The sequence below is a fragment of the Mesorhizobium sp. M0410 genome (assembly GCF_040321435.1).
In the GTDB taxonomy this organism is placed as follows: Bacteria; Pseudomonadota; Alphaproteobacteria; order Rhizobiales; family Rhizobiaceae; genus Mesorhizobium.
This window is the reverse complement of sequence record NZ_JAMYRN010000011.1, coordinates 146,768-171,851: the sequence shown is the minus strand read 5'-3', so window position 1 is coordinate 171,851 and position 25,084 is coordinate 146,768. Positions and strand designations below refer to the sequence as shown.

The window sequence follows — 25,084 nt, the reverse complement described above, 5'->3', positions numbered from 1 at the left end:
ATCGTCAGCCTCACTTTTTTATTTTGTCATTGTGACACCAACGGTTGGCCGGAGGTAGCGGTTCCAAGCGACGCTGTTCATAGAGCACTGCCTGTGCTGCATATTAGCAACAGCTTGACGACCGCTGAGCCCTGTACCGCCTGGACAAGTTCAGTTGGCGCCGGATTGGATGCGCATTCCGCAGGAATGCAAGCGCCCTCCGCATCAGCCGTGCGGGGATCGATCGACGCCCATGATCAGCGCCGAGCCGCATGCCCCGGAACCCGATGGCTGCATCTATCTCCGGACGAAGTTTCGCTACCACCGAGCCGATCCGATCTTCACTCACAGCCAGCGATGCCCGTTCGCAGGGACCTAAGTCTGACCTGCCTGCGCAATGGTCCCGTGCACAGGCAACTTCGGGAACAACTGCGCCCGTCTTCAGTTGATGGCGTCACCTCCTCGAGGAGACATCGGCGCAGAATCAGTCCCTTCATGCGCTGATTGGGGTCCGCTCGCCATTGCTGGATTTGGCAGGCGGACCCTTGGTTCTGTATGGTCCAGATCGAAAGCGGGGTAAGCTCGGGATCACTCATCATCCCAGAAATCCTGCAGAGAGGCATGGCGGAGGGCTCCTCGCCCCTGAGATGCTTGGCTTTGCACCCGGCACGACGGCCAGAATGCGCGCAGCAGGATCGAGGCCTCAGCCCTCCAGCGCCTCGTGCTGGTAAAGCTCGTCCATACTGAGCGTCGCCAGCGCGGCGAACGGCGCCTGCTTTTTCACGCGGCCGTGGCTCAGGATCACCACGTCGTCGCAGAACGAGATGGTGCTGCGATGATGGCTGATGACGATGGTGGTGCGGCGGCCGGCGCGCGACTTCAGCGTCTCGACGATCGCCGCCTCCGACAGTCCGTCTACCGCATTGGTGGCTTCGTCGAGGATCAGGATATCGGGATCGCGCACCAGGGCCCTGGCCAGTGCGATCCGCTGCCGCTGTCCCGCCGAGAGATTGACGCCGCGGTAGCCGACGACGGTCCTGTAGCCTTGCGGCAGTTGCTCGATGAAGCCATGCGCCTCGGCCAGTTTTGCCGCGCGCTCGGCATCGTCGGATGAGGCCGCGTCCTGGCCGTAGACAATGTTTTCGAAAATCGTGCCGTCGACCAGTTCCAGTTCCTGGCTGGCAAGCGCAATGTGCTTTCGCCACTGGCTGGGGTCGATGCGGTCCAGCGGCGATCCATCGACGAGGATCCTACCGCTATCCGGTTCGACGAAGCGGCACAAAAGGTTGACGATCGTCGTCTTGCCGGCGCCCGACCGGCCGATCAGCGCGGTCGAGCGGCCGCTGCGGATATCGAAACTCGCCGCATGCAGCACCACCGCGCGCTGCTCCGAGCCGGAATAGGTAAAGGTGACGTCCTCGAACTTGATGCCTTGGCTGAGCCCGGGGAACGCTGCGCTGCCTTGCGGCGGCGCGGGCTTGTCGGATGGGTCCAGCATCCACGTCACCTCTTCCAGCGATCCGCTCAGGCCCTGCAGCTGTGTCCAGGCCATTTGCAAAGACCGCATATAGGGCTGCAGCCTGTAGAGCAGGATGACGAAGGCGACGATCAGCGGGAAGGAAACATTGGCGAACCAGGCGCCGATCACCACCGCCAGGAACAGCATGGCGTGCAGAACCTCGGTCAGCGGCGGCAACGCTCCCTGACGCGTCAAAAGCACGAACGCCGCCCGGCGCACCGCATCCGATGCCTGGTCGAATGCCGCCTTCTCGCGTTGCTCCTGGCCGAAGATGCGGATCAGCCGCCCGGCATGCACCAGATGCAGCATCTGTGAGGCGAGCTGACTGTTGCGGGAGGCGACGCTGCGGCTCGGCGCCTTCAGATTGGCGGACAGCATGGCGTGCGCGACCTGCACCAGCGCCAGGCCCAGCGTGACCAGCAACGTCATCTGCCACGACAGGAGCAGCAGGAAGGTGAGGAGGATGATCGCGGCCGATGCGTTGACGATTGCACCCAGCGTGATCTGGATGGCATCCGAGGCCCGCCAGGATTCGTTGGAGATGATGTTGAGCAGCCGTCCAGGGCTTTGCTGCAGGAAGAACGGGTAGCCTACCCTAAGCAGCTGCTCCGACAGCGCGCTGCGGATCGAATGGCTGGCCTTGCCGTAGATGAAGGTGGTCAGCAGCGTGTTGGCGTAGGCGAACAGATTTTTCAGAACGATCGAGCCGAGGATGGCGACCGATATGGCGATCAGCCGGTCGCGCTCGCTCAGGCTCGCTCCGACATGCTGGAAGACGGCGGAAAAACCAGCCATGCCGGTCTGCCCCTGTTGCCCCATGATTATGTTCAGCAACGGGATGATCAGGCCGATGCCGAAGCCTTCGAGCGCGGCGCTGAGCAGCCCGAGCACCACGACGGCCGGAAGCAGGCGCAACTGCTTTTGCCCGAGCGCGCGGCGCAGCATCGGCAGGCAGGGCGGCATCAGTCGCATGATGACGGATCACCTCGCTTCGGCATTTGCCTGCTGCTCCTGTCGCATTTCCGTTGTCTTTGGCGATCTCGCCAGCAAAAGCACCGCGAACTTGGCCGCGCCGAGCAGATTCATGCCGATGATCGGCCAGTGCGACAGCTTGAGTTCACGATCGAACAGCGGGCCTTTCCTTAGTTCGCGCAAGGCTGCCCTCATCGACCAGTAGAAATGCCGAAGCAGCCACGGCGCGTGGCGGATATGCTTCAGGCAAAGCCCGCCATTGCCCATGCTGTAATCGCGATGCAGCTTTTCGATGGCCTTGCGGTCGCGCCGGCCGTGATGGTGATAGATGGTCATGTCGGGCACGTATTCGACCGGAATGCCGAGCAGCACGGCCCGGACGAGATAGTCCGTATCTTCCGCGGAGCGCAGCGGGCCGCCGGCGCCGAAGCGTTCGTCGAAACGCCCGATTCGGGCGGCAACATCGCGGTGCATCGTCATATTGCAGCCGAGCACGAAGCCACCAGGATGGACATCCGGCGTGAGCCGCGCGCGCACCGGTGACCGCTTGATGGTGAACGGCAGGTCGCGGGGATCGCCAAGCTCGACGCGGCCACCGCGGATGACCCGTTCGCCGGCCGCATAGTGCCGCTGCAGATCGCGCAGATAATCCTTGTGGACCGCGCAATCATCATCGACGAAGACCAGGACGCGGCCCCGCGCCCGCTCCAGCCCGGCGTTGCGCGCGGCCGCCAATCCGGGTCGCGGCTCGCAAATGGCAGTGAACGGGATGTCCGACAGTTCGGCGATGCTGGCCAGGCGTTTGGCCGTGCTGTCGGTCGAGCCGTTGTCGACAACCACCAGCTCGGCGGCAAAGTCGGCATGGGCACGACACGCGGCCTGGATCGAGCTGATGCAGGGCTCGAGTACGGCGACACGGTCGCGGGTGCAGACAATGAAGCTGACCGCCGGGACCGGTCCTTGCTGCGGCCGCGGCGACATGGCCGCCGGCATCATCGAGCGGCCGCGTTGCTGGAGCTGGTGCGATTTGACGAACATGGGTTGCTAGCTCAACTGGTTCGAAGGCAACACCGCCGCGGCCGGCACGGACTGCAGATACCGCGACAGGGCATCCACCTGCCTGGTGACCGACATCGAGGCGAGACTGAAGCGCGGCGCGAAAGCACCGGTGCGAAACACGTACTGCTCGCGGCGCCGGATGAGCTTCCATTTCGCCGTCCGTGTCAGGAATTCATGCATCAGCAGCGGCTGCCTTTCTCCCGCTATCAGCTGATAGAGGAAATAGAACAGGTTCAGCGTGCCGGCCTGGTAGCTCGGCCTCGTCTCGGCCGGAAGCGCGGCTATCCTTTCTTCCAGCGCGAGGATCCATTCGGCGGCACGGCGAATCGTCTCCATCGACAGGACCTCACCGATGGCGCGGAGGTCTTGCGTCTCTTGTGCGAGTCCTTCGCGCTCGAGGTTCTCGGCGACGATCTTCAAATGCGTCCTGCGCATTTCGCGCTTGTGCCGGTTGGTCACGCTGTCGTTATGGATTCGATAAGCGATCAGGCTTTCGGGGATCATGGCCGCCGGGTAGCGGTCGGTCAGTCGCCTGAACAGGTCGAAATCCTCGGCGTGCTTATAGCTCTCGTCATAATGTAGAACGCCGTCTTCGATGACCTTCCGGTTATAAACGACCGTTGAATGCATGAAGATCGTGAAGAACATCGACAATATGCGCAGGCTATTGTCGTGGAATATCGGATCGGGCGACCCCCTAACGATGCGGTTGCCGAGCAAGGTATCGAAGCTTGCGCCGCACAGAGCGAGGTCAGGCTGCTGGTCGAACAGTGCTACCTGCCGCGACAGGCGTTGGGGATAGGCGATGTCGTCGGCATCCATCCTGGCGACCAGATCGCCGCGGGCCATGGCCAAGCCTTCGTTCAGCGTTGCGATCAGGCCGCGGTTTTCGCGTGAGACGATCGAGATGCGGCTGTCGGCCTGGCGGTATTTCCGCAGGATCTGCAGCGAGTTGTCGGTCGAGCCGTCATCGATGGCGATGACCTCAAGATGCTTGTAATCCTGGCGCAGCATGCTGCCCAGCGCAGCTGCCAGATAAGGTCCCGCATTGTAGATCGGCAGCAGAACGGAGACTAAGGGAGCAGCCATGATCAGCCCCGATCGGTTCGTTGCAGCTTGCGTGGCAAGCGTGAGGGGCCATCAGGCGGTCCACCCAGATATGCTCCGGCCGTAAGCCATCCGGCATTGCCCACGTCGATGCCTGCCGGGGCGGCGCCTGGGACTCTTCGAGCAACATAGGGGAAGTGGCGCTTGAGGCTGTTGAGCGGCTTTTCGAAAAGCAGCCACGAAGCCGAGGCCAGCATGAGCGTTGCCGTTCCCGCCACCAGGAACCGCCCAGGCCCTTGCTCCGAGACGTTGAGCGGAATCCACGGCTGCGATTTGACGACCAGCGCCAGCACTATCGGATGGTAGAGATAGACGCCGTAGCTGATGCGGCCAAAACCGAGCAGCGGCGGCAGTTCGAGAAGTTTTCCGACGCGACCGCCAATGCCCGTTGAACAGTTTGCAACGATGACCACCAGCGGCGCGACAGGCAGGATCTGCAACAGCAGCCAGAGGCCCCATTCCTGCACCGGATTTGCCGGCGCCGGCGCAAACCACTGCAGAACGAAAAACGCCGCAGCGAGCCCCGGCCAGCCAACTCGAAGCCATTGCGGCAAGCCAGCAGCTCTTGACCTGTAGGCGGCGAGCAGCGCGCCTGACGCCAGTGCATCCATCGACGCCGGCGGCAGCAGGTCGCGCGCCAGGCTGGGCGTTCCCGCGATCGGCCAATAAAAGCGATAGGCCAGCGACAGCGCGATAACGCCGATGCAGATCGTTTCCAGGCGCCAGCGCGGCGCCAGCAGGACTATCAGCGGCCAGGCGATGTAGAACTGCTCCTCGATGCTCAGGCTCCAGAAATGGCAGAGCAGCCAGGGCGTCCATTCATTCTGCGATGCGTACCAGAAGTTCGACAGATAGAGCGCATGCCAGGCCAGCGACCCCCTGGACTGCTCCAGGTCCACCAGCCAGACGAAACCCAACACCGCAAAATAGGGCGGGAATATCCGCAGCGCCCGCCTGATATAGAAGGATTTCAGCGCCGGTCCGGTTTCGAATTCGGCGGCCACTCTGGCTTCCAGCAGCAGTCGCGTGATCAGAAAGCCGCTCAGCACGAAGAACAGACGCACGCCAATATGACCCCAGAACGAGGCCCCGCCGGCCGCGAAGAAGTGGGCGTACAGCACCATCGTCACGGCGATGGCCCTCAGCGCGTCCAATTGGGTGTCGCGCGCATTTCCCATTAGCGGCGTACGCCGGCGGGACGGCGAAACTGCCAATCGGTCAACATGGCGGCGTCGTTCACGGCGCATTTCCAATCGGTAGCGCCCCCCTCACCGAGAATAGGGCCACCATTGTGCAACGCAACACAAAAAGTTGACATATTTGAAACAGGAACGTGAGACGCGACTAATAAAGCACAAAAAACAGCGGGAACCAGCCCGAATTGTCCATTTTTGACGATTTTCACACGCTGCCTTGGCCGACCAATTTCGGCGGCAGGGGTGCTGCGATGCAACATGCTCGCCGCCGCCGCGAAGCTCGTCCGCTCGATCGCCGCCAGCAGCACCGGCGTCATCCTCGTCACGCATGATCTCTCCACGGTGCGGGCGCTGGCCGACAGGATCGTGGTCCTCAGCCTCGGACGCGTGGCCTATGATGGATCCGCAGGCACCTGAGCGCCGACCATCTGTGGGGTCTCATGGCGAGCGGCACCCTCGCATCCGCCGGGCAATAGGAGGGCGTGTTGAAGGAGGGGGCTGCTTCGCGGCACCCACTCACGCGCAAGCTTCCCGCCTCCGAGTTACGCCTCCTTGCTGGCATTCGCGACCACCACTGCGCGACGCTCCGGCAGCCCCATTCCGACGAGCGCACCTGCGAGTGAGAGCAGAGCGGAAACGTCGATTGCCGAGGTGAAGCCATCACTGAACGCGTCGGTGGACGCGAAGCTTCCGGTCCCGGCGAACACTGCACCGGCGATCGCGATCCCAGATACGCCACCGAGGAAGCGGAATGTATTGAACGTGCCGGCAGCCTTGCCGACCTCCGGCCGGGCGACCGCATTGAGGACCGCATTCTGCGCGGCAGGCATGGCCATCGATACGCCTGCGCCGGTAATGATCAGCGGCGCGACGAGCTGGATGTAGGGCAGATCAGGTGCTGCGATCTGCGCCAGCCAGGCCATTCCAGCCGCTTGCAGGATCAATCCGGCCACCACAAGCCACCGCTCGCCGACGCGGTTGATCAGGCTGCCGGCGATCGGTGCGACCACAAAAAGCGTGGCGGTCCAGGGCAGCAATCCCATGCCGGCGCCGAGCGGCCCGCGGCTCTGGGAAAACTGCAGAAACTGCGGCAACAGGAATACGAGGCCGTACATGGCGGCGCAGAGCAGGAAGTTCGCCCCTACGCCCGAGGAGAATGCGCGCGCCCGAAAAAACCGCAAAGGCAGCATGGGCTCACGGGTACGCAACTGCCAAAGGACGAATGCGATGGCGAGAACCAGCCCGGCCGTCAGCGCCGACAGCACTTCAGAGCTGCTCCAGCCCACGATGTTGCCGCGCATCAGACCCCAGACCACTCCAAATGCCGCCGCAGTTACCAGGACGACGCCGAGGACATCGATTGCCGTGCCCGGCCCGTGACTCTCCGGAATCCGACGCAGCACCAGCGGGATGAGAACGATGCCGACCGGAACATTGAGCCAGAAGATCCAGTGCCAGGAGAGGCCTTCGGAGATCGCACCGCCCGCCATCGGGCCGATGATCAGGGCCAGGCCGGTGATGCTGCTGAAGATACCCAGCGCCTTGCCTCGTTCCTCCGGAGGAAAAGCGACGCTCAGCAGCGCCATGGCCAGCGGCATGACCATTGCGGCACCCGCGCCCTGAACCGCGCGGGCCGCAATCAGCAATCCGGCATTTCCAGCGAGCGCGCAGGCAACGGACGCTGCGACGAACAGCGCCAATCCGGCGATGAAGATGCGGCGGCGGCCGAACCTGTCACCGAGCGCCGCCCCGGTCATGAGCAGGACGGCAAAACTCAAATTGTACGCGTTCATCGTCCATTGCAGCGTCTCCAGCGAGGCATCGAGTTCGACCCGCATCGTACTTAATGCGGTCGCCACGACCATCGCATCGAGAACGACCATCAAGGAGCCTATCGACGTGAGGGCGAGAACCCAGATCTTCGTTGATCCCGCACTTTGCTTGCTCATGATTATGACGCCTCCGGCTTGAACAGATGGCCCGCCAGTCTCGCGGGCCCGTGATCCAGTGACGCGGAGGCACCACCAAAGGATTCCAGCTAAAGAAAGTTTTTTCGACCGAATCCTTTTGCCATCGTCGAGCGTCTATAGGACGCTGCCCGCAATGGCGGGCGCCTCTGCCTGGGAGATACGCATGAAATCGACGCTTGTGCGATGACCGGATCCGCAATCGGCACGCCAGAAGGACGGGAGCCATTTGACCGGCTGCTCGGCGAATTGCGGCCGAAACTGCACCGTTATTGCGCCCGCATGACCGGTTCGGTGATCGATGCCGAGGATGTCGTCCAGGAAGCTACGGTCAAGGCGCTCGAGGCGTTCCCCGGGAGCGGGCCGATAGCCAATGTCGAGGGCTGGCTGTTCCGCATCGCGCACAATGCAGCGCTCGACCACCTGCGCCGTCGCGCCAGGGCGGATGCCGCGCATGCCGTCGAGGATATCGATATGATACCTGACCCCGGCATGTCGGCCGAGGGCCGACACACTGCAGCCGCAAGCCTGCAGACCTTCATGCGGCTGCCCGCGGCGCAGCGTAGCAGCGTCATCCTGATGGATGTGCTCGGCTATACGATCGAAGAGATCGGCAACATTATCGACAGCAGCGTTCCAGCGGTAAAAGCCGCACTGCATCGCGGCCGTCTGCGCCTGCGCGAGGTCGCCGGCGAGCCTGACGACCGGCCTGTGCCGGTGTTGGCCGAGCCCGAACGAGTGCGTCTGGCAGCCTATGTAGAGCGGTTCAACGCCCGCGACTTCGATACGATCCGCGACATGCTGGCCGAGGACGTGCGGCTTGACCTCGTCAACCGGCTCCGGGCGAGCGGCCGCGCGAAAGTGGGCCGATACTTCCACAATTACGCGGGTATCCACGATTGGCAACTGCTTCCAGGCCTGGTCGATCGGCACCCAGCCATTCTTGTGATCGATCCGGATGACCCGGCCGGAGGGGCAAAATACTTTATCCTGCTGGAATGGGCGGGCGACAGATTGGCGAGAATTCGCGATTTCCGCTATGCGCGCTACACGCTTGATGGCGCCGAGGTGGTGGCCCTGCAAGCATAGCAATTCTCTTTCAGAATATCGAACCGAGCACGAGCCAGCCCGCTTCCTTGGAAACGCACCAGCTATTTTGGATCGCGGCCGCTTGCCATCCAAGCGGCCGCCCTTTTCCGCCGATCCTGCTTTAAGCCGGTTGCAACTCCCTGCGCGGCAGCGGCGGGAAGGCGATCGCAATCGCCATCGCGCCAAGCCCGACAAGGGCCGAGCCGATGAACAGCCAGGAATAGCTGGCATAGGCATCGAACACCATGCCGCCGGCGAGCGGGCCGAAAGCCATGCCGAGGCTGGACAGCATGGTTACGGCACCGAACACCGTGCCGAGGATGCGCTGGCCAAAATATTCGCGCGCCAGCACCGCATAGAGCGGCATGACGCCGCCATAGGTGGCGCCGAAGATGATGGCCAGCGTGTAGAATTGACCAAGCTCGCTGACCGCCAGATAGGCGGCGATAACCACGGCCTGTATGGCCAGCCCGGTGATCAGCACCGGCTTAACGCCAAGCCGGTCGGCGAGCACGCCGTAAAGCAGCCGGCCACCCAGCCCTGCCAGGCCCTCGATGCTGTAGATGCTGACCGCTGCCATCGGCGCGATGCCGCACAGCATCGCATAGCTCACCATATGGAAGATCGGCCCGGAATGGGCCGCGCAGCAGGCAAAGAAGGTCAGTCCCAACACGATGAATTGCGGCGAGCGCAGCGCCTGCGGAACGGCCATGCCGGCACCCTCGGCGGCAACGCTTGGGGCAGCGTCGTCGGCCGCGGGTTTGGGCGGCTGGCGCACCAGAAGCGCGGCCGGCAGTAGCAGCACCCACGCGGTTATGCCGATGTCGAACATCGCGGTGCGCCAGTCGTAGGCCGAAATCAGCCAGCGCGCGAAGGGCGAGATGGTCATTGGCGCCACGCCCATGCCGGCCGAGACCAGCGAGACGGCGAGGCTGCGGTTCGTTTCGAACCAGGCGGAGGTCAGCGCGATCATCGGCGCGAAGAAGGCGCTTGCCGCGAGGCCGACGAGCACGCCGTAGGCCAACTGGAAAACGAGCAGCGAACCGGTGCGGCTGGCCAGCACCAGCGCCAGGCCGAGCAGCACGGCGCCGGTCATGACGACGATGCGGGCGCCGAAGCGGTCGTAAATGGCGCCCCAGGCGAAGCCGCCGAGGCCCATTACCAGGAAGTTCAGCGTCATCGCGCTCGATATGCCGGCGCGCGACCATTGTGTGTCGAGCGCCATCGGTTCGAGGAAGATCGCCAGTGAGAACATCGCCCCGAGAGCGACACAGGTCATCAGCGCGCCAGCCGCGACGATAACCCAACGATAGGGAAGGCTCATTTCAATTTTCTCCCATGCCGGAAGCGTTGATACGGCACGACTTTTTCGAGCTTCGCCGAGCCGCTTGCGTCCGAAGGACGTTGGAGATGTTTTGAATCCGACAATCCGGTTGCATTTTTTATCCAGTCAGAAAATTGCGCCGCTCAACTGCTCCAATGCATTGACCGTGCATCGTCCCGAGCTAGATTTCCAGCCTGGCCATCAGGAGCTATCGGGTATGGAACTTCATCGCGGCCGTCTCATCGACCACCTCCACCTGGTGGTCAGGGATCTCAAGGCCAGCCGCCGCTTCTACGAGGCTGTTCTCAACGTGCTCGACATACCGATCGGTGGCGCCGGCGATGATTATTTTTGGGCCGACGAACTGTTCATTTCCAGCCCCGACAGCCCGGCGGCCCTGGGAAAGCTGACCGGGCGCCATCACCTTGCCTTCCAGGCAAAGGACCGTGCGATGGTCGAAGCCTTCTACAAGGCCGGGCTTGAGGCCGGCGGCACCGACAATGGTGCGCCGGGCGAGCGATCCTACCATCCCGGCTATTACGCCGCCTTCCTGCTCGATCCCGACGGCAACAATATCGAGGCCGTCCACCACGGCCCGGCCAAACGCAGCGCCGATTCAGTGAAGATCACCTTCTAGCTTCCGGTAAAGGTGGTTCGCACCGGCCGGCACGGTTGGTCTCTGCCAAACCTGGGTGCTTGCGTCAGACCGCGTCTGCCCTATCGCGTCAGCGCCGCCATCTGGCTCGCCAGGAAGTCGACGAAGAGCCGTGCCCGGACCGGTAGCTGCCGCCCGTAGGCATGGACGATATGCACCGGCATGGTCGGCATTGCCACCTCGGGCAGGATACGGACCAAGCGGCCCGCGTCGAGATCGCCCTGCACCGCAAACCGCATCAGATGCGCTATTCCAGCACCGGCAAGTGCTGCATTGCGGATGGCGCCGCCATCATCGGTATCGAGCCGCCCATCCGGCACGATCATCGTACCGTCGGCAAAGGTGACCGGATAAGGCCGGCCGGCCATCTGGTAGCGGATGAAGTCATGGTTCGCCAGATCCTCGACTGATGCCGGACGGCCGCGCCGCTCGACATACGCCGGCGAGGCCACCAGCACGATCGGCAGATTGGCGATCTTGCGGGCAACCAGCCCCGTGTCCGACAGCGCCCCAATGCGCACGGCAACGTCATAGCCTTCGCGGATCAGATCGGCGTGCCGATCGGTGACGCTGAGCTCGACTTTCACTTCGCCATGCTGCGCAAGGAACGCCTGCGCCCATGTCGCGATCAGGCCGCGCCCGAGCTCGACCGGCGCTGTGACGCGCAGCAGGCCGCGCGCCGTATCGGCCACCTGGACGATGTCTTCGGCATCGTCCAGCGCCCTGAGCAGCGGCGCCACCCGCTCGTAGTAGGCGAGGCCTTCGCTGGTGAGCCCGAGCCGACGCGTCGAGCGCTGGATCAGCCTGACCCCGAGCCGCCGCTCGAGCCGTGCCACGCTTTTCGACACCGCCGATGGGCTCGAGCCAACCAACCGGCTGGCGGCATGGAATGAGCCGGCATCGACGGTTCGGACGAAGGCGACGAGACCGGCGGTCTTTTCGAGAATGGTGGTCTTCCAGAATTCTAGGCACGAAAGAATGGATCATTATGATCCTAATACGCTTTTTGATCATCATTAAATACCGCTCATCGTCGACAAAGGAGAGATTGATGAGCAAGCTGAACGGCAAGGTCGCCATCGTCACCGGCGCGTCCAAGGGTATCGGCGCCGCCATTGCCAAGGGTCTTGCCACGGCCGGTGCCGCGGTGGTCGTCAACTACGCCTCGTCACGGGAAGGCGCCGACCGTGTCGTCGCGGAGGTCGAGGACCGTGGCGGCCGCGCCGTCGCCGTCCAGGGCGACGTATCGCAATCGGCCGACGTGCGCCGCCTGTTTGAGGCGGCGAAGTCGGAGTTCGGCGGGCTCGACATATTGGTCAACAATGCCGGCGTCTTCGCATTCGAGCCGCTGGAAGCGGTGACGGAGGCCGAGTTCCACCGTGAGTTCGACACCAATGTGCTGGGCATCATTCTGACCACGCAAGCAGCAGTGAGCCATTTTGGCCCGAGCGGCGGCAGCATCATCAACATAAGCTCGGTCGCCAGCCGCAATCCGCAGCCGAACTCGCTCGTCTATGCCGCCACCAAGGGCGCGGTGGACACGATCACGCTGTCGATGTCGCGGGAACTCGGCGCCCGCAATATCCGCGTCAACGCCATTGCGCCCGGCGGCGTCGACACCGAAGGCCTCGAGCGTATCGGCATCGTCGGCAGCGACTTCGAAAAACAGATCGTCACCATGACCCCGCTCGGCCGTTTCGGTCGGCCCGACGACGTCGCTCGCGTCGCGGTGTTCCTCGCCTCCGACGAAGCGTCATGGCTGACCGGCGAGCGCATCACCGCCTCGGGCGGCTGGCGATAGATATGCAGGGCGCGGACCTGCCGTTTTACGGACCATGCCCCCGCAGCGTGACATCGAGGAACACCGCAATCGATGACGACGGGGATCCAAGCCCTATGTTTCTCAGCAAGGGAGGAGCGCCGTGCGCTATCGATGACCGCTAGATGCCAAGGAGGTAACGGATGACGGGCGACGAAAAAGCAATCCGAAGGCTGGTCGAGACGTGGATGGATGCGAGCAAGCGTGGTGACATTGCGACCGTGCTCAGCTTGATGACGGACGACGCGATCTTCATGGTTCCCGGCCGGGAACCCTTCGACAAGGAGATCTTCGCGGCAGCCGCGCGGGAGACGGCCGGCGTTCGTATCGACGGCACCAGCGATATCGTGGAATTACAGCTTCTCGGCAATTGGGCCTTCATCCGCAGCCGCATCGACATGACGGCGACTCCGCCGAATGGCGAGCCGGTCCATCGATCGGGATATGCACTGACGCTGCTGCGCAAGGAGGCAGACGGTGAGTGGCGGCTCGCGCGCGACGCGAACCTGCTGACTGCGCAAGGCTAGCGCCGGTCTCCGACATCCTGCACCGGAAGGCGGGCAAAGGGAGAGCGGCCAAGGGGGACCGATAAGATGGCGAGGATGCGATGCAAGCCGCCCTGAACAAGTGTTCCTCCTCTACCTGATCACACGGGCAAGAGGGCGTTCTGCTTGACATCGGCGATGGAGGCGAAAGTGTGCGTTTCGCGCACACCCGGCAGCGGCAGGATGACCCGCTGCAGGAAGTCCTGGAACACCGCCATATCGGCGATCCGCGCCTTGACCAGATAGTCGAAGCCGCCAACCACCATATGGCACTCCAGAACCTCCGGGGCTTTCGCCACGGCTTCGGCAAAACGGTCAAAGACATGCGGCGCCGTGTGGTCAAGCCGGACCTCTATGAACACCAGCGTTCCCCGGCCGACCTTGCGCGGATCGAGCACGGCTCTGACCGCGGTGATGAACCCGTCGCGGAACAGGCGCTTCACCCGCTGGCTGGTTCCGGTCGGCGACAGCCCGATACGCCCGGCCAGATCAAGCGTCGTTCGGCGCCCGTCCTCCTGCAGCAGCCGGAGCAAGCTGCGGTCTATCTGGTCGAGGTCGTCCATTTCACAATCCACTCTATCTCAGGGATTTATGTGTTGATTTCACGCAGAGATGCCAAAATCAACGTATTTCATCACATGAAACCTCGCAATAGCTTGCACTTCCCTCACCCACGCGAAGCAAACGGGGTGAGCCGATTTCGACGAACAAAGGGAGTGCAGGATGACCAAGGAAGCGTTCAGTCCAGCCGGCAAGAGTGCGGCGGAAATCAGCAAGGGAGCGACCGAGATCCTGGTGCTGAGCGAAGCCGACGTGATGGCGTGCATCGACCTCAGCCAGCTTCTCGATGTTCTGGAAGACGGCTTCAAGGCGCTGTCACAAGGTAAGGTTGTCAATCCACCCCGGCCACAGCTCGACATCCCCGGAGCCGGCTACAGCCTCGCCATGCCGGCCTGGATGGAAGGCATGAACCTGACCGTCAAGATCGTCAATGTCTTCGAAGGCAACTTGGCCAAGAACCTGCCCAGCCACCTCGCCACCATCAGCCTGTTCGATCCGCTGTCCGGCCTGCCGGTCTGCATCATGGACGGCACTTTCATAACGGCGGTGCGAACCTCCGGCTCCGCTGTGCTGTCGGTGCGCGCGCTTGCCCGCCGGGATGCCAGGATAGCGACAGTGGTCGGCGCCGGCGTGCAGGCCAACCAGCATCTCCATTTGTTGCCGCTGGTGCGGGACTTTACCGAAATCCGCGTCGCTTCGAAGAGCTTCGACGATGCGGCAGCGCTTGCCCGGCTGCACCCGTCGGTGGTGGCGGTCGCCGACCTCGAGGCGGCAGTGCGCAGTTCCGACGTGGTGTGCCTGGCGACCCACTCCTATCAGCCGGTGATCGACGCAGGCTGGGTCCAGCCGGGCACGCATGTCTCGTCGGTCGGGGTGGCGCCGCCCCGCGGTGAAATGCCGATCGAGCTCATCGCCAAATCCAGTCTTTTTGTCGAAACCAAGGATGCATTCAAACCGACCCCGGTCGGTTCCTGCGAGCTTGCCGGCTTCGACCCGGATTTCGGCACCGAGCTTGGCGCCATGCTACTCGACCGCGCGCCGGGCCGCGTTTCGGATCAGCAGATCACCACCTACAAGGCGATGGGCATTGCGATGGAAGACATGGTCGCCGCCGACCTGGCCTATTGCTGCGCCCGGCGTCTGCGCAAGGGAAAGCTCGTCGTGCTGTAGGCGCGTGCCGCCTCACGCAGGCTCGCGCTTCAATGCCTGTGCCATGCAGTGGATGCCGCCGCCGGTCTTCGAGATTTCGCTCATGTCGATGGCGGCCACCTCGAAGCCGCGCGCTTTGAGCTGGCCGATCAGCGTCTGGCTCGAAGTCGGCGCGATCACCCTGTCCTTGCCCAGCGACATGAAGTTGCAGCCGAGCGCCATCGTGTCCTGGAACGGCACGTCGATAATCTCGTGGCCCTTGCCCTTCAGCCAGTCGACGATGCCGGGCTCCGTACAGGCAAGGCAGACGGCCGTCAGCTTTTCCGCAATCGGCACCACCATCAGGTCGATATGGACGTAATATTCGTCGATGAAGGCGATGCGGGTCTCCCAGCCCTCCTTGTCGAACCAGGCCTGCACCTGGCGCGCGCCCTCCTCCTGCGTGCGGGCGCCGCCGCAGCCGATCAGCACCACGCCATCCTCGATGACATTGAAGTCGCCGCCTTCGAAGGTGCCGGCGGTGACCATGTCGTAGATCGGGATGCCGAGCTTCTCATAGGTGCGGATCGCCGCGTAGTTCTCGCCGCGCCGCCACCACTGGGCCATCGCGGTGATGATGGCGCCGTAGGGCGTCATGACGCTGGAATCGCGCGAATAGACCTGCATCGGCAGCTCCGGCGTCGGCTCGTGCCAGTGGATGTTGACGCCGAAATGCTCATAGGCGGCGGCCAGGTCCTTGTGCTGTGCCTGCGCGATCTGGAGGTTGCAAGGCGCCTCGCGCAGATGTTTTCGCGACAGCGAGCTGGTCGAGAGATGACGCAGGAAATTCGGCGAGCCGAGCAGCACGTCGGTCAGCACGTCGGTCTCGTTGGCGAAGCCCCAGGCGGTCAACGGCTTGGTGCCGCCCACCGGGTTGCGGCGCTGCAGCGAAAACGGCTCGGCGACGATGCGGTCATGGACGGTCATGAGTTTCTCCTCGTGATGGGGGCGGCTGGTTGATCATGCGGCTTGGTTGCTTGGTATCCACCAATCCCGTCCGCGCGGGGTGGTGATGTATTCCGGCCAGCGAAATCCGATCGGCGGATCGTAGTCGCAGAGCGGGGCGATCCAGTTCGAGCCGCCGATGCCACCGCCGGTTCGGGCGACGAATTCGTCCATCGCCGCGTCGCGCGCAGCCTCGTCTTCCAACAAGCGAAGTGCCGCGAGCGCAATGGTCTTTGCTGCGCAGATGACCATCGGGTCGATGGTGGCAGAAATGCCGCCCAGCGCATTCATCGCCCAGCCCGGATAGGCGTGACCATTCTCCGAGCGCAGTGCCGGGCGGGCGACATAGAACCGCGCCGTTGGCGTATGCCACGACATGTCCGTGTAGTCGTCGGAGGTCGAATTGAGCTGCGATGGCGGCAGGTCGCGACGCAGCAGCGCCTCTGCATCCTGCGGCGCAATCAGCCGCTCCAGCTCGGCGATGAACGGTTCGTCGCTCGCCTCGCCGCCGGCATTGACCTGGATTTCGCGGGCGATCGCCTTGGCCGTCTCGTCCCAGCGCGGCGGCCCGACCGCCGCCAGCGCGTCGAAGGCAATGCCGGCCATGACGTGATTGGCCAGCCCCGGCCGCGACTTCGACACCCAGTGCCGCTCATGGCGGCAGCCGCTTATCCTGGCTGCGGCTTCCGCATTGCGGTCGAGCATGGCGGTGACCTGCTCGGCCATAGCAAGCGTCGGCACGCGGATCATGTACTGGATCTCGGCCAGCCCGGCCGGCAGATTGTCGGCGGTCGCCTGGCCCGCCGTCAGGATCGCCTCGCTGATCGACCAGCCGCCCTGATGCGGCAGCATGGAATCGCGCAGCGCCTTGGACGCCATGTACATCATCATGAGCGCGTCGTTGGCGCCGGGCGCCCTGACCGCCGAATGCGCCTGCGGGATGGGTGCTGCGGTGCCCGCCGCCCTCGCCCAATGTTCCGGCTCGTCACAGATGAAGCGGTGGATCATCGCATAGGCCGCACCGCAATGCGTGTCCCAGCGCGCCGTGTTGCAGAGCGGCAGCATGTAGAAAGGATGGAAGGAGATCATACCCGCCAGCCCATCGTAATAGCCCTTCGCGGCATGGATCGGCTTTGACCCGCGCACCTTCTCCGCCGGCTCGCCGGTGAAGCGCAGCGTGCCTGATATGCCGTGGCGCTGCATTGCTGCCTTGGTCGCCAAAAGGCCGCCGAGGCTGGCAATGCCGAGGCCGGAATGCGGATCGGTGTGGCCGCCCGCCTGTTCGCCGAGGCCGGGACGCGGTCGCTTCACCGTTGCCGCGTCCTGGCAATTGCCCGGCACCGCGTCGTATTCGGCGTACATGCCGATCGTCGGGCCGGTCCCGTTGATCCAATGGGCGCAGAAGGCCGTTGGCATACCGCCGGAGCCTTCCTCGACCGAAAAGCCTTCGTGCTTCAACTGCTCCACATACCAGGCGGCCGACTGGTATTCGCGCCAGGCGGTCTCGCCGAAGTCGAAGATGGTCCGCGTCCACGCCGACAGGGACGGCTGGATGTCGTCCAGACAGGCAAGCGCGGTCGCTTGTGCCGAGGTCACCGGTTTCTCCATGGCGGAAAGAAAGCAGTGAAGCGCCCCACCAAAAAGTGATATGTTTTCCCGGCTCATGCAAATTCGGTTCACCTCTTGAGAATTCCCTCGACGCAGGCGCTGCGCGCCCTCGACAGTTTTGCCCGCCACGGCAGCGTCTGGCGCGCCGCCGACGAACTGCATCTGACCCGCAGTGCGGTGAGCCATCAATTGCGCCTGCTCGAACGCGATCTCGGCTTCGATCTGCTCGAACGCATCGGCAAGGGCGTGGCGCTCACGCCGCGTGGCCAGCGCTATGCCAGCGACGTGCGCAAGGCGCTGACGGTGTTGGGTGACGCGGTGACGCGCCATGCCGGCACCGGCGTCGGCGGTTCGTTCAGCGTCAGTTGCACCCCTGGCTTCGCCTCGCTTTTCCTGTGCACTCACATTGGCGAATTCCGGCAGATGTATCCAGATGTCGCGCTCCGCATCCTGACGCCGCGCCGCCTCGATGACGTCAGCAATGCCGAGGCCGACGCCTTCATCGCCTTTGGCGTCGGCAACTGGCCGAACCGCGCGGTCGAGCTGTTGTGCGAAATCTCGTTCACGCCGCTGTGCAGCCCGACGCTGCTCAACAAGATCGGCGGCTTCTCCAAGCCGGCAGACGTGCTGCGCGCCAATCTCCTGCATCTCGGTGACACCGAGGACTGGGCGCGTTGGCTGGCGCTGTCCAAGGTCGAGAACCCCGACCCGGAAGGCGGCATCTTCTTTTCCGACATGAACCTGGTCTTTTCGGCGGCGATCGCCGGCCAGGGCATCGCCATGGGCGACGAACTGACCAGCGGCCGGGCACTGAGCGAAGGCCGGCTGGTGCGCCCCTTCGACATAGCGATCAATTCCCCGCGCTCGTATTTTCTGGTCTCGGAACATGCCAAGGCGGCGCATCCGGTGCTGGAGGCGTTTGGGCGGTGGCTGAGGTCGAAGCTGTCGGAGAACCAGCGTTAATCTCCCCCCTTGAGGGGGAGATGGCCGCGAAGCGGCCAGAGGGGGTCGCTTGGCTGGGCTCGGCCCGGTCTGATTTTCGAAGAAAGAGGAAGTTGGCGCTTCACGCGAGACGCCCCCCTCCGTCGCCTTCGGCGAAATCTCCCCAAGATTGGCGCATAGATGAATCAAATTTGCCGATCAGGCGAAAACTATTCGGTTGCGGTAAGCCGCCGCCCTGCCTACGATTTCGCCTACGCTAAGGAAAGGGCAGGATGCAGCAACCCGGCCGGGCCGCAGAGATCAAGGCAATCGGGATCGGCAAGAGCTTCGGCTCGTTCCGTGCGCTGGACGATCTGACGCTCGATATCGGCCGTGGTGAGTTCCTTACCCTGCTCGGCCCCTCCGGTTCCGGCAAGACCACCTTCCTGATGATCCTTGCCGGCTTCATTCAGCCGACCGACGGTCGCCTTTACAGCGACGGCGTCGATATCACCGAGCGGCCGGCCGAGCAGCGCGCCGCCGGCATGGTTTTCCAAGGCTACGCACTGTTCCCGCATATGTCGGTCGAGGCCAATATCGCCTTCCCACTCAAGGTACGCAAGAAATCGGCGGCCGAGATCAAGCGCCGCGTCGGCGAAATGATCGAGCGCGTCGGGCTCAAGGGCCACGAAAAGAAACTGCCGTCGCAATTGTCCGGTGGGCAGCAGCAGCGGGTGGCGCTGGCGCGGGCGCTGGTCTTCGAGCCGGGCGTGCTTTTGCTTGACGAGCCGTTTTCGGCGCTCGACAAGGGCCTGCGCGGCCAGATGCAGGCCGAGATGAAGCGGCTGCACCAGGAGACCGGCACCACCTTCGTCTTCGTCACCCATGACCAGAGCGAGGCGCTGGCTTTGTCGTCTCGCGTCGCCATCTTCAACCATGGCAAATTGCTGCAGGTCGGCGCGCCCGACGAGGTCTACGACCGGCCCGACAACCGCTTCGTCGCCGAGTTCCTGGGTGAGATCAACATGCTGCCGTTGAAGGGCGTGCGCCCGGCCGACAATGGCTCGACCGGCCTCTGCGAAGACCGCGCGATCAGCATGCGCTGCAAGGCCGAGAAGGTCCGTGGCGACGCCATCCTGGCGATCCGGCCCGAATACATGTCGATCGCACGCGAGGCGGCAGCGGGCGAGAACGGTATTGCCGCGACTGCCGTCGCCTCGACCTATCTCGGCGCTGCGACGCGGCTCGATCTGACGACGCACCAAGGCGCCAAGGTCACGGTCTCGGTGCCGAACGAGGTTGCCGCTTCCGCGCTCAGCAAGGGCAATTCCGTGTGGCTGACTTGGCCGGCGGAGAAAGGCTTCCTCCTTCCGGACGGAGGACAATGACGATCGGCGTGGCGAATTCGCCAAGCTGACTTTCAGGAAACACCAACAACAAAAAAGGGGAACTGACATGACAAATCAAACCAAGAAAAATTCCATCGAGGCGCTGTCCGCCAGGGCAGTGCGCGGCGAGATTTCGCGCCGGCAGTTCACGCAACTGGCCGCACTGGTGCTGGCCGGCACGCCGATGCTGCTACGCTCGACCGGCGCCTTTGCCGCGGCTAAGGAACTGGTGCTGGTCAACTGGGGCGGCGACGCCATCACCGCCTACGACGCAGCTTATGGCCAAGCCTTCACCAAGGAGACCGGCATCACCGTCAAGATGGACGGCTCCGGCCCGACCGAAGGCGCGATCGCGGCGCAGTTCAAGAGCGGCGCGCCGACCTGGGACCTGGTCGACGTCGATCCGTTCTCGGCCATCACGCTCGGCGCGCAAGGCATGCTCGAGCCGATCGATTATTCGATCGTCGACAAGAAGAAGATGCGGCCGGGATTCGGCTGGGAATACGCGGCCTCGACCTATTTCTTCTCCTATGTCATCGCCTACGATGCCGAGAAATACGGCAGTCAGGCACCGACCGGCATGGCCGACTTCTTCGACGTGGCAAAATTCCCCGGCAAGCGCTCGCTCTACAAATGGGGCGTGTCGAGCTGGGAAGCGGCACTGCTTGCCGACGGCATCGCGCCGGCCTCGCTCTATCCGCTCGACCTCAAGCGCGCGCATGACAAGATCGCTGCCTTCAAGGAGAACGTCGTAGCCTATTGGGGTGGCGGCGCCGAAAGCCAGAGCGTGCTGCTCAATGGCGAGGCCTCGATGGCGATCGTCTGGTCGACCCGGGCTTCGCTCATCGAGCAGGATTCCGGCGGCAAGATCAAGTTCATCTGGGACCAGGGCCTGATCTCGCCCGGCGCGCTCGCCGTGCTCAAGGGCAATCCCGGCGGCAAGGACGCGGCGATGAAGTTCATCGCCAGCACCCAGGACCCGGAGAAGGAACTCATCATGTTCGACAAGCTCGGCCAAGGTCCGGCCAACCCGGCCGCCGACGCGCTGATCCCCGCCGACAAGAAGCGAATCAACCCCGTCGATCCCGAGAACATGAAAAAGCAGATCCCGCTCGACATGGATTGGTACGCCAAGAACTACGGGGCAGCACTCGACGAATACACGAAGATCATCTCCGCCTGACAAGCCGGGATAGCCAGGGGCGAGATGAGAGCACACCTCTCCGACAGGATGGGCGCGGCGCTGCTGATGGCGCCGCTGCTCCTCTTTCTTGTGCTGGCTTACGCCTGGCCATTCCTCGGCGTGGTCAAATGGAGCTTCACCCTGCCTACGCCGGGGCTGGGGCAGTACAATGCGCTGCTCACGGATCAGCTGGTGCAGTCGGTCTTCATCCGCACACTGCGCATCGCCGCGATCGTCACCATCGTTTCGGTTGCCGCCGCCTACGCCATTACCGTTGTCTGGGTGCGCGGCACGCCGGTGCAGCGCGTCGTGGCCGAGTTCTGCATCCTGGTGCCGTTCTGGATCTCGGTGCTGACGCGCGCCTTCGGCTGGGTGGCGCTTTTGTCCAATCGCGGCCTGATCAACACTTGGCTGCAGGCGGTCGGCTTCATCTCGGAGCCGCTGGCTCTGGTGCGCAACGAGTTCGGCGTTATCGTCGGCATGACGCATTTCCTCATCCCCTTCGCGGTGTTTCCACTGGCCTCTTCGATGCGAAGCCTCGACGACCGTGTGCTGCTGGCGGCGCGCGGCCTCGGCTCCAGCCGCATGCGCACCTTCTGGTCGGTGTTCGTGCCGATGACCCGCTCCGGCATCATCGGCTCGGCGCTGATCGTCTTCGTCTTTTCGCTCGGCTTCTTCGTCACGCCGGCGATTCTCGGCGGCGGCCGCAGCGTGATGATCGCCGAGCTGATCTATCTCCGCATCTTCCAGAGCCCGGACTGGGGCCTGGGTGCGGCGATCAGCGTGGTGCTGGTGCTGTTCGTCGGCGCGCTGATGGCGCTGCTTTTCCGCTATATCAGGCCGAAGCAGTTGGTGTAGCGCGATGCCGACCTACCGCCCCGGTCCCGTCTCGCTGATCCTCGCCGCCCTGGTCGCGCTATTCCTGCTGTTGCCGTTGCTCGCCGTGATCCCGGTGTCGCTGACGCCGAGCCGCATGCTGGCGATGCCGTCGGGCGAACTGTCGCTGCGCCATTACCAGGCGCTGATCGAGGATCCGCGCTGGATCAATGCGATCCTGCTCTCGATCAGGATCGGCATAGTCAGCAGCGCCTTTTCCACGGTGCTGGCGCTGGGCTTCAGCCTCGGCGTCTGGATGTTCCAGCCGCGCTTCACCGCCGCTCTCGTCGGCTTCGTGCTGGTGCCGATGGTAGTGCCGCCGGTGGTGTCGGCAATCACGCTCTATTTCCTGCTGACCTCGATCTCGGGGTTCTCGTCGTTCTTCGGCTATGACACCTGGCTGGGTGTCGCGATGGCGCATGCGGTGATGACGGTGCCCTTCGCCACGGTGCTGATCCTGGTGTCGCTCAGCCAGCTCGACCGCCGCATCGACCTCGCCGCCCGCGGCCTCGGCGCGACCGTATGGGAGCGCGCCACCCGCATCATCATGCCCAATATCAAGTTCGGCATCGTCACCGCAGCACTGCTCTCCTTCGTGCTGTCCTGGGAAGAGATCGGCGTCACCCTGTTCATCACCTCGGTCAACGCCATCACGCTGCCGCGGCTAATGTGGATGGGCCTGCGCGACAACATCGACCCGGCGATCGCAGCGCTCTCGGTGATCCTGATCGTCATCACCGTGCTGGTGCTTGTGGCGCGCAGCGTCGTGGTCAGGCTGCGCGCGGCGCAGTAGACGCGCCTCACGCCGTGGTGACTGGCGCAAATGAAACCTTGCGCTACGATTTTCGTTATAGGTAGTTCAACACGTCGAAGGCTTCGCCATGAACCAAGGATGGTTTTCCAAGCCGGTTGCGGTTGCGGTCGGCATCGTGGGAGATATCCGCAACATTTCCAATGCACGGCAGGCTGTCGAATTGCTGGAAGCCCACTGGCGCGACGCCGGCAGCGCCAAACACGGCTTGGCACTGCGCACATGCCGCCGCGCCATGAGCGACGATCGCTGGACCGAAGCCGCCAGGGACGCGTTCATCGAGGCCGCGCGGGAGGCGCATGTCCTGGTCGAGCGAGCCGTCGAACCGCAGGACCGGTCCAGGCAGGCGGGACCGTGATCGATTTATGAGAGCCTCGGTGGTTCGGCCGATCTATTGCATCTCAGGCAGCATGCAGCCTTGGAATGGCGCTGACGTCGACCTCGCGCTCCGCGTGCCACGCATCGTAAGCGGCCTGCATCCTGAGCCAGATCGCGGCGCCGTCGCCGAACATCTTTCCAAGGCGCGCCGCAACAGCCGGCGACACCGGCTTCTTTTCGCGGATGATGTCGTAAAGCTGCTGGCGCGAGATTCCGAGCAGATTGGCGATTTCCACCTTGGTCTTGCCGGTTGCCGGGATAATGTCGTCGAGCAACGCCCCGGGGTGGGATGGGCAGCGCTCCATCGGATGCATCGGCTCATACACGCTCATAATCGATTTCTCCAATCTAAGCCGTCTCAATGGTACTGTTCGAAATCGACGCGGACAGCATCATTGGCGTCGAATTCAAATGTGATGCACCACGGCCCGTTGACATGCACCGTGTAGCGGGTCGGGCTGAAGCCCTTTAATGCGTGGAAGTCGAAGCCGGGCAGGTCCATGTCGTCAGGTCTTGCCGTGACTTCCAAACGGTCAAGCCGGACAAGGATGCGCTTATGCATCTTGGCGTCGATCTTTCCGGTCTTTCCGGTTTGAAAGAGGTCCGCCAGCGCCTTGTGCTCGAACGACTTGATCATGCAGCATGTAAGCATATCGCTTACACGGGTCAAGCAGGTGTAAGCAAATGATTTACGGAATGGTCCGAGCCCATCGAAGGCAATAATACGCCCGCTGGACGCTGGGCCGGGCCAGCCGAATACCTGGCGGACCGATGTCACGGCATTATCCGCTAACCCATCGCCTGGCGGATTCTCTTGGACAGGCGGCTCAAAAATGCCGGTCTCGACGACGCATCAAGCTTCCACGACAGGACTGCGGTCGCCATTTTCCGCGGCAGCACCCCGACCGACAGGAACCAGGCGGCAAGGATGGCGCGCCGCCGCAGCGATGCGGTCATTTCAAGGCTGGCGACGGCGCCGGCCGCCCCGAGCGCCAGCCGGGAATCGTCGGCCACGGGGTGTCGGTCTCGGTCCGCGCAAAGCGACGCCAGCCGCTCTTCCAGGTGGACCGGATCGTGGCGGACAGCATCCGACGGCACGATGGTCAGGCCGATCCCGGAGGCCTGGTCCGACAGCGCCTGCATGCGGCGGAAATCGTGGGTCACCCGCCAGCGTGCCCGCTCGGCGAGCTTTTCACCGAAGACCGAATGATTGGCGCCGTGGATCCGGTAGGCGCCGAGGCATTCGTCGATGGACTGGACGTGCCCGTACATCGGCGCCAGCGTTGCCAGATAGCCGTCGGCGCCCTGGCGGAACTCCGGCTCCGGTATCGGCATGATCGATTCGAGCGTTGCGCGGTCAAAGGCGAGCCCGCTGGTCACGGTGGTCTGGTAGCGACCCTTGTGCAGGAGTTTCGGCATGACGTCGCCGCTGTCGAAAGGCAGTTCGGGCGGCGGAAAGACATCCTTGATGCGTTGCCCCTCGTCGACGATATGCAGTCTGGACTGGACCTGAGCGGTTGCCTCGTCCCAGGTGTCGACAATGGTGGAGACGGCGGTTGGATAAAGATAATCGTCGGCGTCGAGGAACAGGACGATCTTGCCCGAGCTCGCAGCGAAGCCGGTGTTGAATGCCGCCGCGTGTCCGCCATTTTGCGCTCGCGGGCATGCGAGGATCTCGTCGTGATACGATTCCATGATCGTCGTGGAATTGTCCTGCGATGCATCGTCGACGACGATGACCTCGACATCCGCGTAGTCCTGCTCGAGAGCGCTGTCGATGCTGCGTTTGAGGAACCGCGCATAGTTGTAGTTCGGGATGATGATGGATACCGGAAGCCGGTTTTGGACAGACTGCATCGCGTTTGACCTCGCATCTTGCTTTGGTTCGGCAAAAGCCCTCATGGGCTCGCCCTTCTTCAAGCGCCCCTCTTGACGCGCGACGAGTTCCCCGGAGGAGAAAGCTTGCGCTTTCCACGAGGAGACGGTCACGTTTC

At 63.5% G+C, this 25,084-nt stretch carries 26 protein-coding genes; 12 read left to right on the top strand and 14 right to left on the bottom strand.

Annotation, left to right across the window (positions count from 1 at the left end):
• Nucleotides 1–682 precede the first annotated feature (682 nt).
• The 5 genes from NKI63_RS18545 to NKI63_RS18525 all read right to left on the bottom strand — a co-directional run bounded on the left by NKI63_RS18545 (nucleotide 683) and on the right by NKI63_RS18525 (nucleotide 6,092).
• Nucleotides 683–2,470: an ABC transporter ATP-binding protein gene (locus NKI63_RS18545; protein WP_502896217.1), complete on the bottom strand. Its 1,788-nt coding sequence runs from the start codon at nucleotides 2,468–2,470 to the stop codon at nucleotides 683–685.
• Nucleotides 2,471–2,479: 9 nt separating this feature from the next.
• Entirely contained in the window at nucleotides 2,480–3,451 is a 972-nt protein-coding gene (locus NKI63_RS18540) for a glycosyltransferase family 2 protein (protein ID WP_352649671.1), read from the bottom strand.
• A gap of 63 nt (nucleotides 3,452–3,514) precedes the next feature.
• Complete coding sequence (locus tag NKI63_RS18535; RefSeq protein WP_352507141.1) at nucleotides 3,515–4,618, bottom strand: glycosyltransferase family 2 protein; 1,104 nt, start codon at nucleotides 4,616–4,618, stop codon at nucleotides 3,515–3,517.
• 2 nt (nucleotides 4,619–4,620) lie between these two features.
• The gene (locus tag NKI63_RS18530; protein WP_352507140.1) at nucleotides 4,621–5,814 is read right to left on the bottom strand and encodes an acyltransferase family protein; all 1,194 of its coding nucleotides are present in this window, start codon (nucleotides 5,812–5,814) and stop codon (nucleotides 4,621–4,623) included.
• Nucleotides 5,814–6,092, bottom strand: a complete 279-nt coding sequence (locus NKI63_RS18525) for a hypothetical protein (RefSeq protein ID WP_352507139.1) — start codon at nucleotides 6,090–6,092, stop codon at nucleotides 5,814–5,816. The genes NKI63_RS18530 and NKI63_RS18525 overlap by 1 nt, the downstream gene beginning before the upstream one ends.
• Here NKI63_RS18525 and NKI63_RS18520 point away from each other — a divergent pair.
• Entirely contained in the window at nucleotides 6,091–6,249 is a 159-nt protein-coding gene (locus tag NKI63_RS18520; RefSeq protein ID WP_352507138.1) for a hypothetical protein, read from the top strand. The two genes, NKI63_RS18525 and NKI63_RS18520, sit on opposite strands and share 2 nt — an antisense overlap.
• A gap of 125 nt (nucleotides 6,250–6,374) precedes the next feature.
• Here the strand turns inward: NKI63_RS18520 and NKI63_RS18515 are convergent, their stop codons facing one another.
• A complete protein-coding gene (locus NKI63_RS18515) occupies nucleotides 6,375–7,781 on the bottom strand; it encodes a DHA2 family efflux MFS transporter permease subunit (RefSeq protein ID WP_352507137.1) in 1,407 nt (468 codons plus the stop codon).
• 204 nt (nucleotides 7,782–7,985) lie between these two features.
• On the opposite strand from NKI63_RS18515, the gene NKI63_RS18510 reads away from it, so the two are divergent.
• Nucleotides 7,986–8,888 carry a sigma-70 family RNA polymerase sigma factor gene (locus NKI63_RS18510; RefSeq protein WP_352507136.1) on the top strand — a complete coding sequence of 301 codons (903 nt, stop codon included), beginning with the start codon at nucleotides 7,986–7,988 and terminating at the stop codon, nucleotides 8,886–8,888.
• A 121-nt stretch (nucleotides 8,889–9,009) separates the two neighbouring features.
• Here NKI63_RS18510 and NKI63_RS18505 read toward each other — a convergent pair whose 3' ends face one another.
• Nucleotides 9,010–10,212: an MFS transporter gene (locus tag NKI63_RS18505; protein WP_352507135.1), complete on the bottom strand. Its 1,203-nt coding sequence runs from the start codon at nucleotides 10,210–10,212 to the stop codon at nucleotides 9,010–9,012.
• Nucleotides 10,213–10,429: 217 nt separating this feature from the next.
• Between NKI63_RS18505 and NKI63_RS18500 the strand changes: the two genes are divergently transcribed.
• Nucleotides 10,430–10,849 carry a VOC family protein gene (locus tag NKI63_RS18500; protein ID WP_254819430.1) on the top strand — a complete coding sequence of 140 codons (420 nt, stop codon included), beginning with the start codon at nucleotides 10,430–10,432 and terminating at the stop codon, nucleotides 10,847–10,849.
• A gap of 80 nt (nucleotides 10,850–10,929) precedes the next feature.
• On the opposite strand, the gene NKI63_RS18495 is transcribed toward NKI63_RS18500, so the two are convergent.
• Nucleotides 10,930–11,814 (bottom strand): LysR family transcriptional regulator, encoded by an 885-nt coding sequence (locus tag NKI63_RS18495; RefSeq protein ID WP_502900486.1) that lies wholly within the window; start codon nucleotides 11,812–11,814, stop codon nucleotides 10,930–10,932.
• Between the two features lie 104 nt (nucleotides 11,815–11,918).
• Here NKI63_RS18495 and NKI63_RS18490 point away from each other — a divergent pair, with 104 nt between their 5' ends.
• Together NKI63_RS18490 and NKI63_RS18485 are read left to right on the top strand one after the other, a co-directional pair.
• On the top strand, nucleotides 11,919–12,668 hold the full coding sequence (locus NKI63_RS18490; RefSeq protein WP_352507134.1) for an SDR family NAD(P)-dependent oxidoreductase: 750 nt from the start codon (nucleotides 11,919–11,921) through the stop codon (nucleotides 12,666–12,668).
• A gap of 161 nt (nucleotides 12,669–12,829) precedes the next feature.
• A complete protein-coding gene (locus NKI63_RS18485) occupies nucleotides 12,830–13,213 on the top strand; it encodes a YybH family protein (RefSeq protein WP_352507133.1) in 384 nt (127 codons plus the stop codon).
• A 119-nt stretch (nucleotides 13,214–13,332) separates the two neighbouring features.
• Here NKI63_RS18485 and NKI63_RS18480 read toward each other — a convergent pair whose 3' ends face one another.
• Complete coding sequence (locus tag NKI63_RS18480) at nucleotides 13,333–13,794, bottom strand: Lrp/AsnC family transcriptional regulator (RefSeq protein ID WP_352690359.1); 462 nt, start codon at nucleotides 13,792–13,794, stop codon at nucleotides 13,333–13,335.
• 160 nt (nucleotides 13,795–13,954) lie between these two features.
• Between NKI63_RS18480 and NKI63_RS18475 the strand changes: the two genes are divergently transcribed.
• Nucleotides 13,955–14,962 (top strand): ornithine cyclodeaminase family protein, encoded by a 1,008-nt coding sequence (locus NKI63_RS18475; protein ID WP_352507132.1) that lies wholly within the window; start codon nucleotides 13,955–13,957, stop codon nucleotides 14,960–14,962.
• Between the two features lie 12 nt (nucleotides 14,963–14,974).
• Here the strand turns inward: NKI63_RS18475 and NKI63_RS18470 are convergent, their stop codons facing one another.
• Together NKI63_RS18470 and NKI63_RS18465 are read right to left on the bottom strand one after the other, a co-directional pair.
• Nucleotides 14,975–15,907 (bottom strand): dimethylarginine dimethylaminohydrolase family protein, encoded by a 933-nt coding sequence (locus NKI63_RS18470; RefSeq protein WP_352507131.1) that lies wholly within the window; start codon nucleotides 15,905–15,907, stop codon nucleotides 14,975–14,977.
• Between the two features lie 33 nt (nucleotides 15,908–15,940).
• Complete coding sequence (locus NKI63_RS18465) at nucleotides 15,941–17,533, bottom strand: zinc-binding metallopeptidase family protein (RefSeq protein WP_352507178.1); 1,593 nt, start codon at nucleotides 17,531–17,533, stop codon at nucleotides 15,941–15,943.
• Nucleotides 17,534–17,608: 75 nt separating this feature from the next.
• On the opposite strand from NKI63_RS18465, the gene NKI63_RS18460 reads away from it, so the two are divergent.
• The 6 genes from NKI63_RS18460 (at nucleotide 17,609) to NKI63_RS18435 (ending at nucleotide 23,070) form a co-directional block, all read left to right on the top strand.
• The gene (locus tag NKI63_RS18460; protein ID WP_254819437.1) at nucleotides 17,609–18,496 is read left to right on the top strand and encodes a LysR substrate-binding domain-containing protein; all 888 of its coding nucleotides are present in this window, start codon (nucleotides 17,609–17,611) and stop codon (nucleotides 18,494–18,496) included.
• Between the two features lie 251 nt (nucleotides 18,497–18,747).
• Nucleotides 18,748–19,842 (top strand): ABC transporter ATP-binding protein, encoded by a 1,095-nt coding sequence (locus tag NKI63_RS18455; RefSeq protein ID WP_352507130.1) that lies wholly within the window; start codon nucleotides 18,748–18,750, stop codon nucleotides 19,840–19,842.
• Nucleotides 19,843–19,909: 67 nt separating this feature from the next.
• Nucleotides 19,910–21,025, top strand: a complete 1,116-nt coding sequence (locus NKI63_RS18450) for an ABC transporter substrate-binding protein (RefSeq protein ID WP_352507129.1) — start codon at nucleotides 19,910–19,912, stop codon at nucleotides 21,023–21,025.
• Between the two features lie 24 nt (nucleotides 21,026–21,049).
• Entirely contained in the window at nucleotides 21,050–21,883 is an 834-nt protein-coding gene (locus tag NKI63_RS18445; protein ID WP_352507128.1) for an ABC transporter permease, read from the top strand.
• Between the two features lie 4 nt (nucleotides 21,884–21,887).
• Nucleotides 21,888–22,694, top strand: coding sequence for an ABC transporter permease (locus NKI63_RS18440; RefSeq protein WP_352822698.1), 807 nt, complete (start codon nucleotides 21,888–21,890; stop codon nucleotides 22,692–22,694).
• 88 nt (nucleotides 22,695–22,782) lie between these two features.
• The gene (locus NKI63_RS18435; RefSeq protein WP_352475640.1) at nucleotides 22,783–23,070 is read left to right on the top strand and encodes a DUF982 domain-containing protein; all 288 of its coding nucleotides are present in this window, start codon (nucleotides 22,783–22,785) and stop codon (nucleotides 23,068–23,070) included.
• Nucleotides 23,071–23,113: 43 nt separating this feature from the next.
• On the opposite strand, the gene NKI63_RS18430 is transcribed toward NKI63_RS18435, so the two are convergent.
• The 3 genes from NKI63_RS18430 to NKI63_RS18420 form a co-directional block, all read right to left on the bottom strand.
• A complete protein-coding gene (locus NKI63_RS18430) occupies nucleotides 23,114–23,422 on the bottom strand; it encodes a HigA family addiction module antitoxin (protein ID WP_352507126.1) in 309 nt (102 codons plus the stop codon).
• A gap of 26 nt (nucleotides 23,423–23,448) precedes the next feature.
• Nucleotides 23,449–23,727, bottom strand: coding sequence for a type II toxin-antitoxin system RelE/ParE family toxin (locus tag NKI63_RS18425; RefSeq protein WP_352507177.1), 279 nt, complete (start codon nucleotides 23,725–23,727; stop codon nucleotides 23,449–23,451).
• 152 nt (nucleotides 23,728–23,879) lie between these two features.
• A complete protein-coding gene (locus tag NKI63_RS18420; protein WP_352507125.1) occupies nucleotides 23,880–24,947 on the bottom strand; it encodes a glycosyltransferase family 2 protein in 1,068 nt (355 codons plus the stop codon).
• Between the last annotated feature and the right edge of the window lie 137 nt (nucleotides 24,948–25,084).

Coding starts and splice junctions, on each gene's coding strand:
- NKI63_RS18520 (WP_352507138.1), top strand. CDS start 6,091: ATGCTCGCCGCCGCCGCGAAGCTCGTCCGCTCGATCGCCGCCAGCAGC.
- NKI63_RS18450 (WP_352507129.1), top strand. CDS start 19,910: ATGACAAATCAAACCAAGAAAAATTCCATCGAGGCGCTGTCCGCCAGG.
- NKI63_RS18505 (WP_352507135.1), bottom strand. CDS start 10,212: ATGAGCCTTCCCTATCGTTGGGTTATCGTCGCGGCTGGCGCGCTGATG.
- NKI63_RS18430 (WP_352507126.1), bottom strand. CDS start 23,422: ATGAGCGTGTATGAGCCGATGCATCCGATGGAGCGCTGCCCATCCCAC.
- NKI63_RS18510 (WP_352507136.1), top strand. CDS start 7,986: ATGACCGGATCCGCAATCGGCACGCCAGAAGGACGGGAGCCATTTGAC.
- NKI63_RS18525 (WP_352507139.1), bottom strand. CDS start 6,092: ATGTTGCATCGCAGCACCCCTGCCGCCGAAATTGGTCGGCCAAGGCAG.
- NKI63_RS18515 (WP_352507137.1), bottom strand. CDS start 7,781: ATGAGCAAGCAAAGTGCGGGATCAACGAAGATCTGGGTTCTCGCCCTC.
- NKI63_RS18470 (WP_352507131.1), bottom strand. CDS start 15,907: ATGACCGTCCATGACCGCATCGTCGCCGAGCCGTTTTCGCTGCAGCGC.
- NKI63_RS18535 (WP_352507141.1), bottom strand. CDS start 4,618: ATGGCTGCTCCCTTAGTCTCCGTTCTGCTGCCGATCTACAATGCGGGA.
- NKI63_RS18425 (WP_352507177.1), bottom strand. CDS start 23,727: ATGATCAAGTCGTTCGAGCACAAGGCGCTGGCGGACCTCTTTCAAACC.
- NKI63_RS18530 (WP_352507140.1), bottom strand. CDS start 5,814: ATGGGAAATGCGCGCGACACCCAATTGGACGCGCTGAGGGCCATCGCC.
- NKI63_RS18485 (WP_352507133.1), top strand. CDS start 12,830: ATGACGGGCGACGAAAAAGCAATCCGAAGGCTGGTCGAGACGTGGATG.
- NKI63_RS18455 (WP_352507130.1), top strand. CDS start 18,748: ATGCAGCAACCCGGCCGGGCCGCAGAGATCAAGGCAATCGGGATCGGC.
- NKI63_RS18540 (WP_352649671.1), bottom strand. CDS start 3,451: ATGTCGCCGCGGCCGCAGCAAGGACCGGTCCCGGCGGTCAGCTTCATT.
- NKI63_RS18445 (WP_352507128.1), top strand. CDS start 21,050: ATGAGAGCACACCTCTCCGACAGGATGGGCGCGGCGCTGCTGATGGCG.
- NKI63_RS18500 (WP_254819430.1), top strand. CDS start 10,430: ATGGAACTTCATCGCGGCCGTCTCATCGACCACCTCCACCTGGTGGTC.
- NKI63_RS18475 (WP_352507132.1), top strand. CDS start 13,955: ATGACCAAGGAAGCGTTCAGTCCAGCCGGCAAGAGTGCGGCGGAAATC.
- NKI63_RS18480 (WP_352690359.1), bottom strand. CDS start 13,794: ATGGACGACCTCGACCAGATAGACCGCAGCTTGCTCCGGCTGCTGCAG.
- NKI63_RS18545 (WP_502896217.1), bottom strand. CDS start 2,470: ATGCGACTGATGCCGCCCTGCCTGCCGATGCTGCGCCGCGCGCTCGGG.
- NKI63_RS18435 (WP_352475640.1), top strand. CDS start 22,783: ATGAACCAAGGATGGTTTTCCAAGCCGGTTGCGGTTGCGGTCGGCATC.
- NKI63_RS18490 (WP_352507134.1), top strand. CDS start 11,919: ATGAGCAAGCTGAACGGCAAGGTCGCCATCGTCACCGGCGCGTCCAAG.
- NKI63_RS18420 (WP_352507125.1), bottom strand. CDS start 24,947: ATGCAGTCTGTCCAAAACCGGCTTCCGGTATCCATCATCATCCCGAAC.
- NKI63_RS18440 (WP_352822698.1), top strand. CDS start 21,888: ATGCCGACCTACCGCCCCGGTCCCGTCTCGCTGATCCTCGCCGCCCTG.
- NKI63_RS18465 (WP_352507178.1), bottom strand. CDS start 17,533: ATGGAGAAACCGGTGACCTCGGCACAAGCGACCGCGCTTGCCTGTCTG.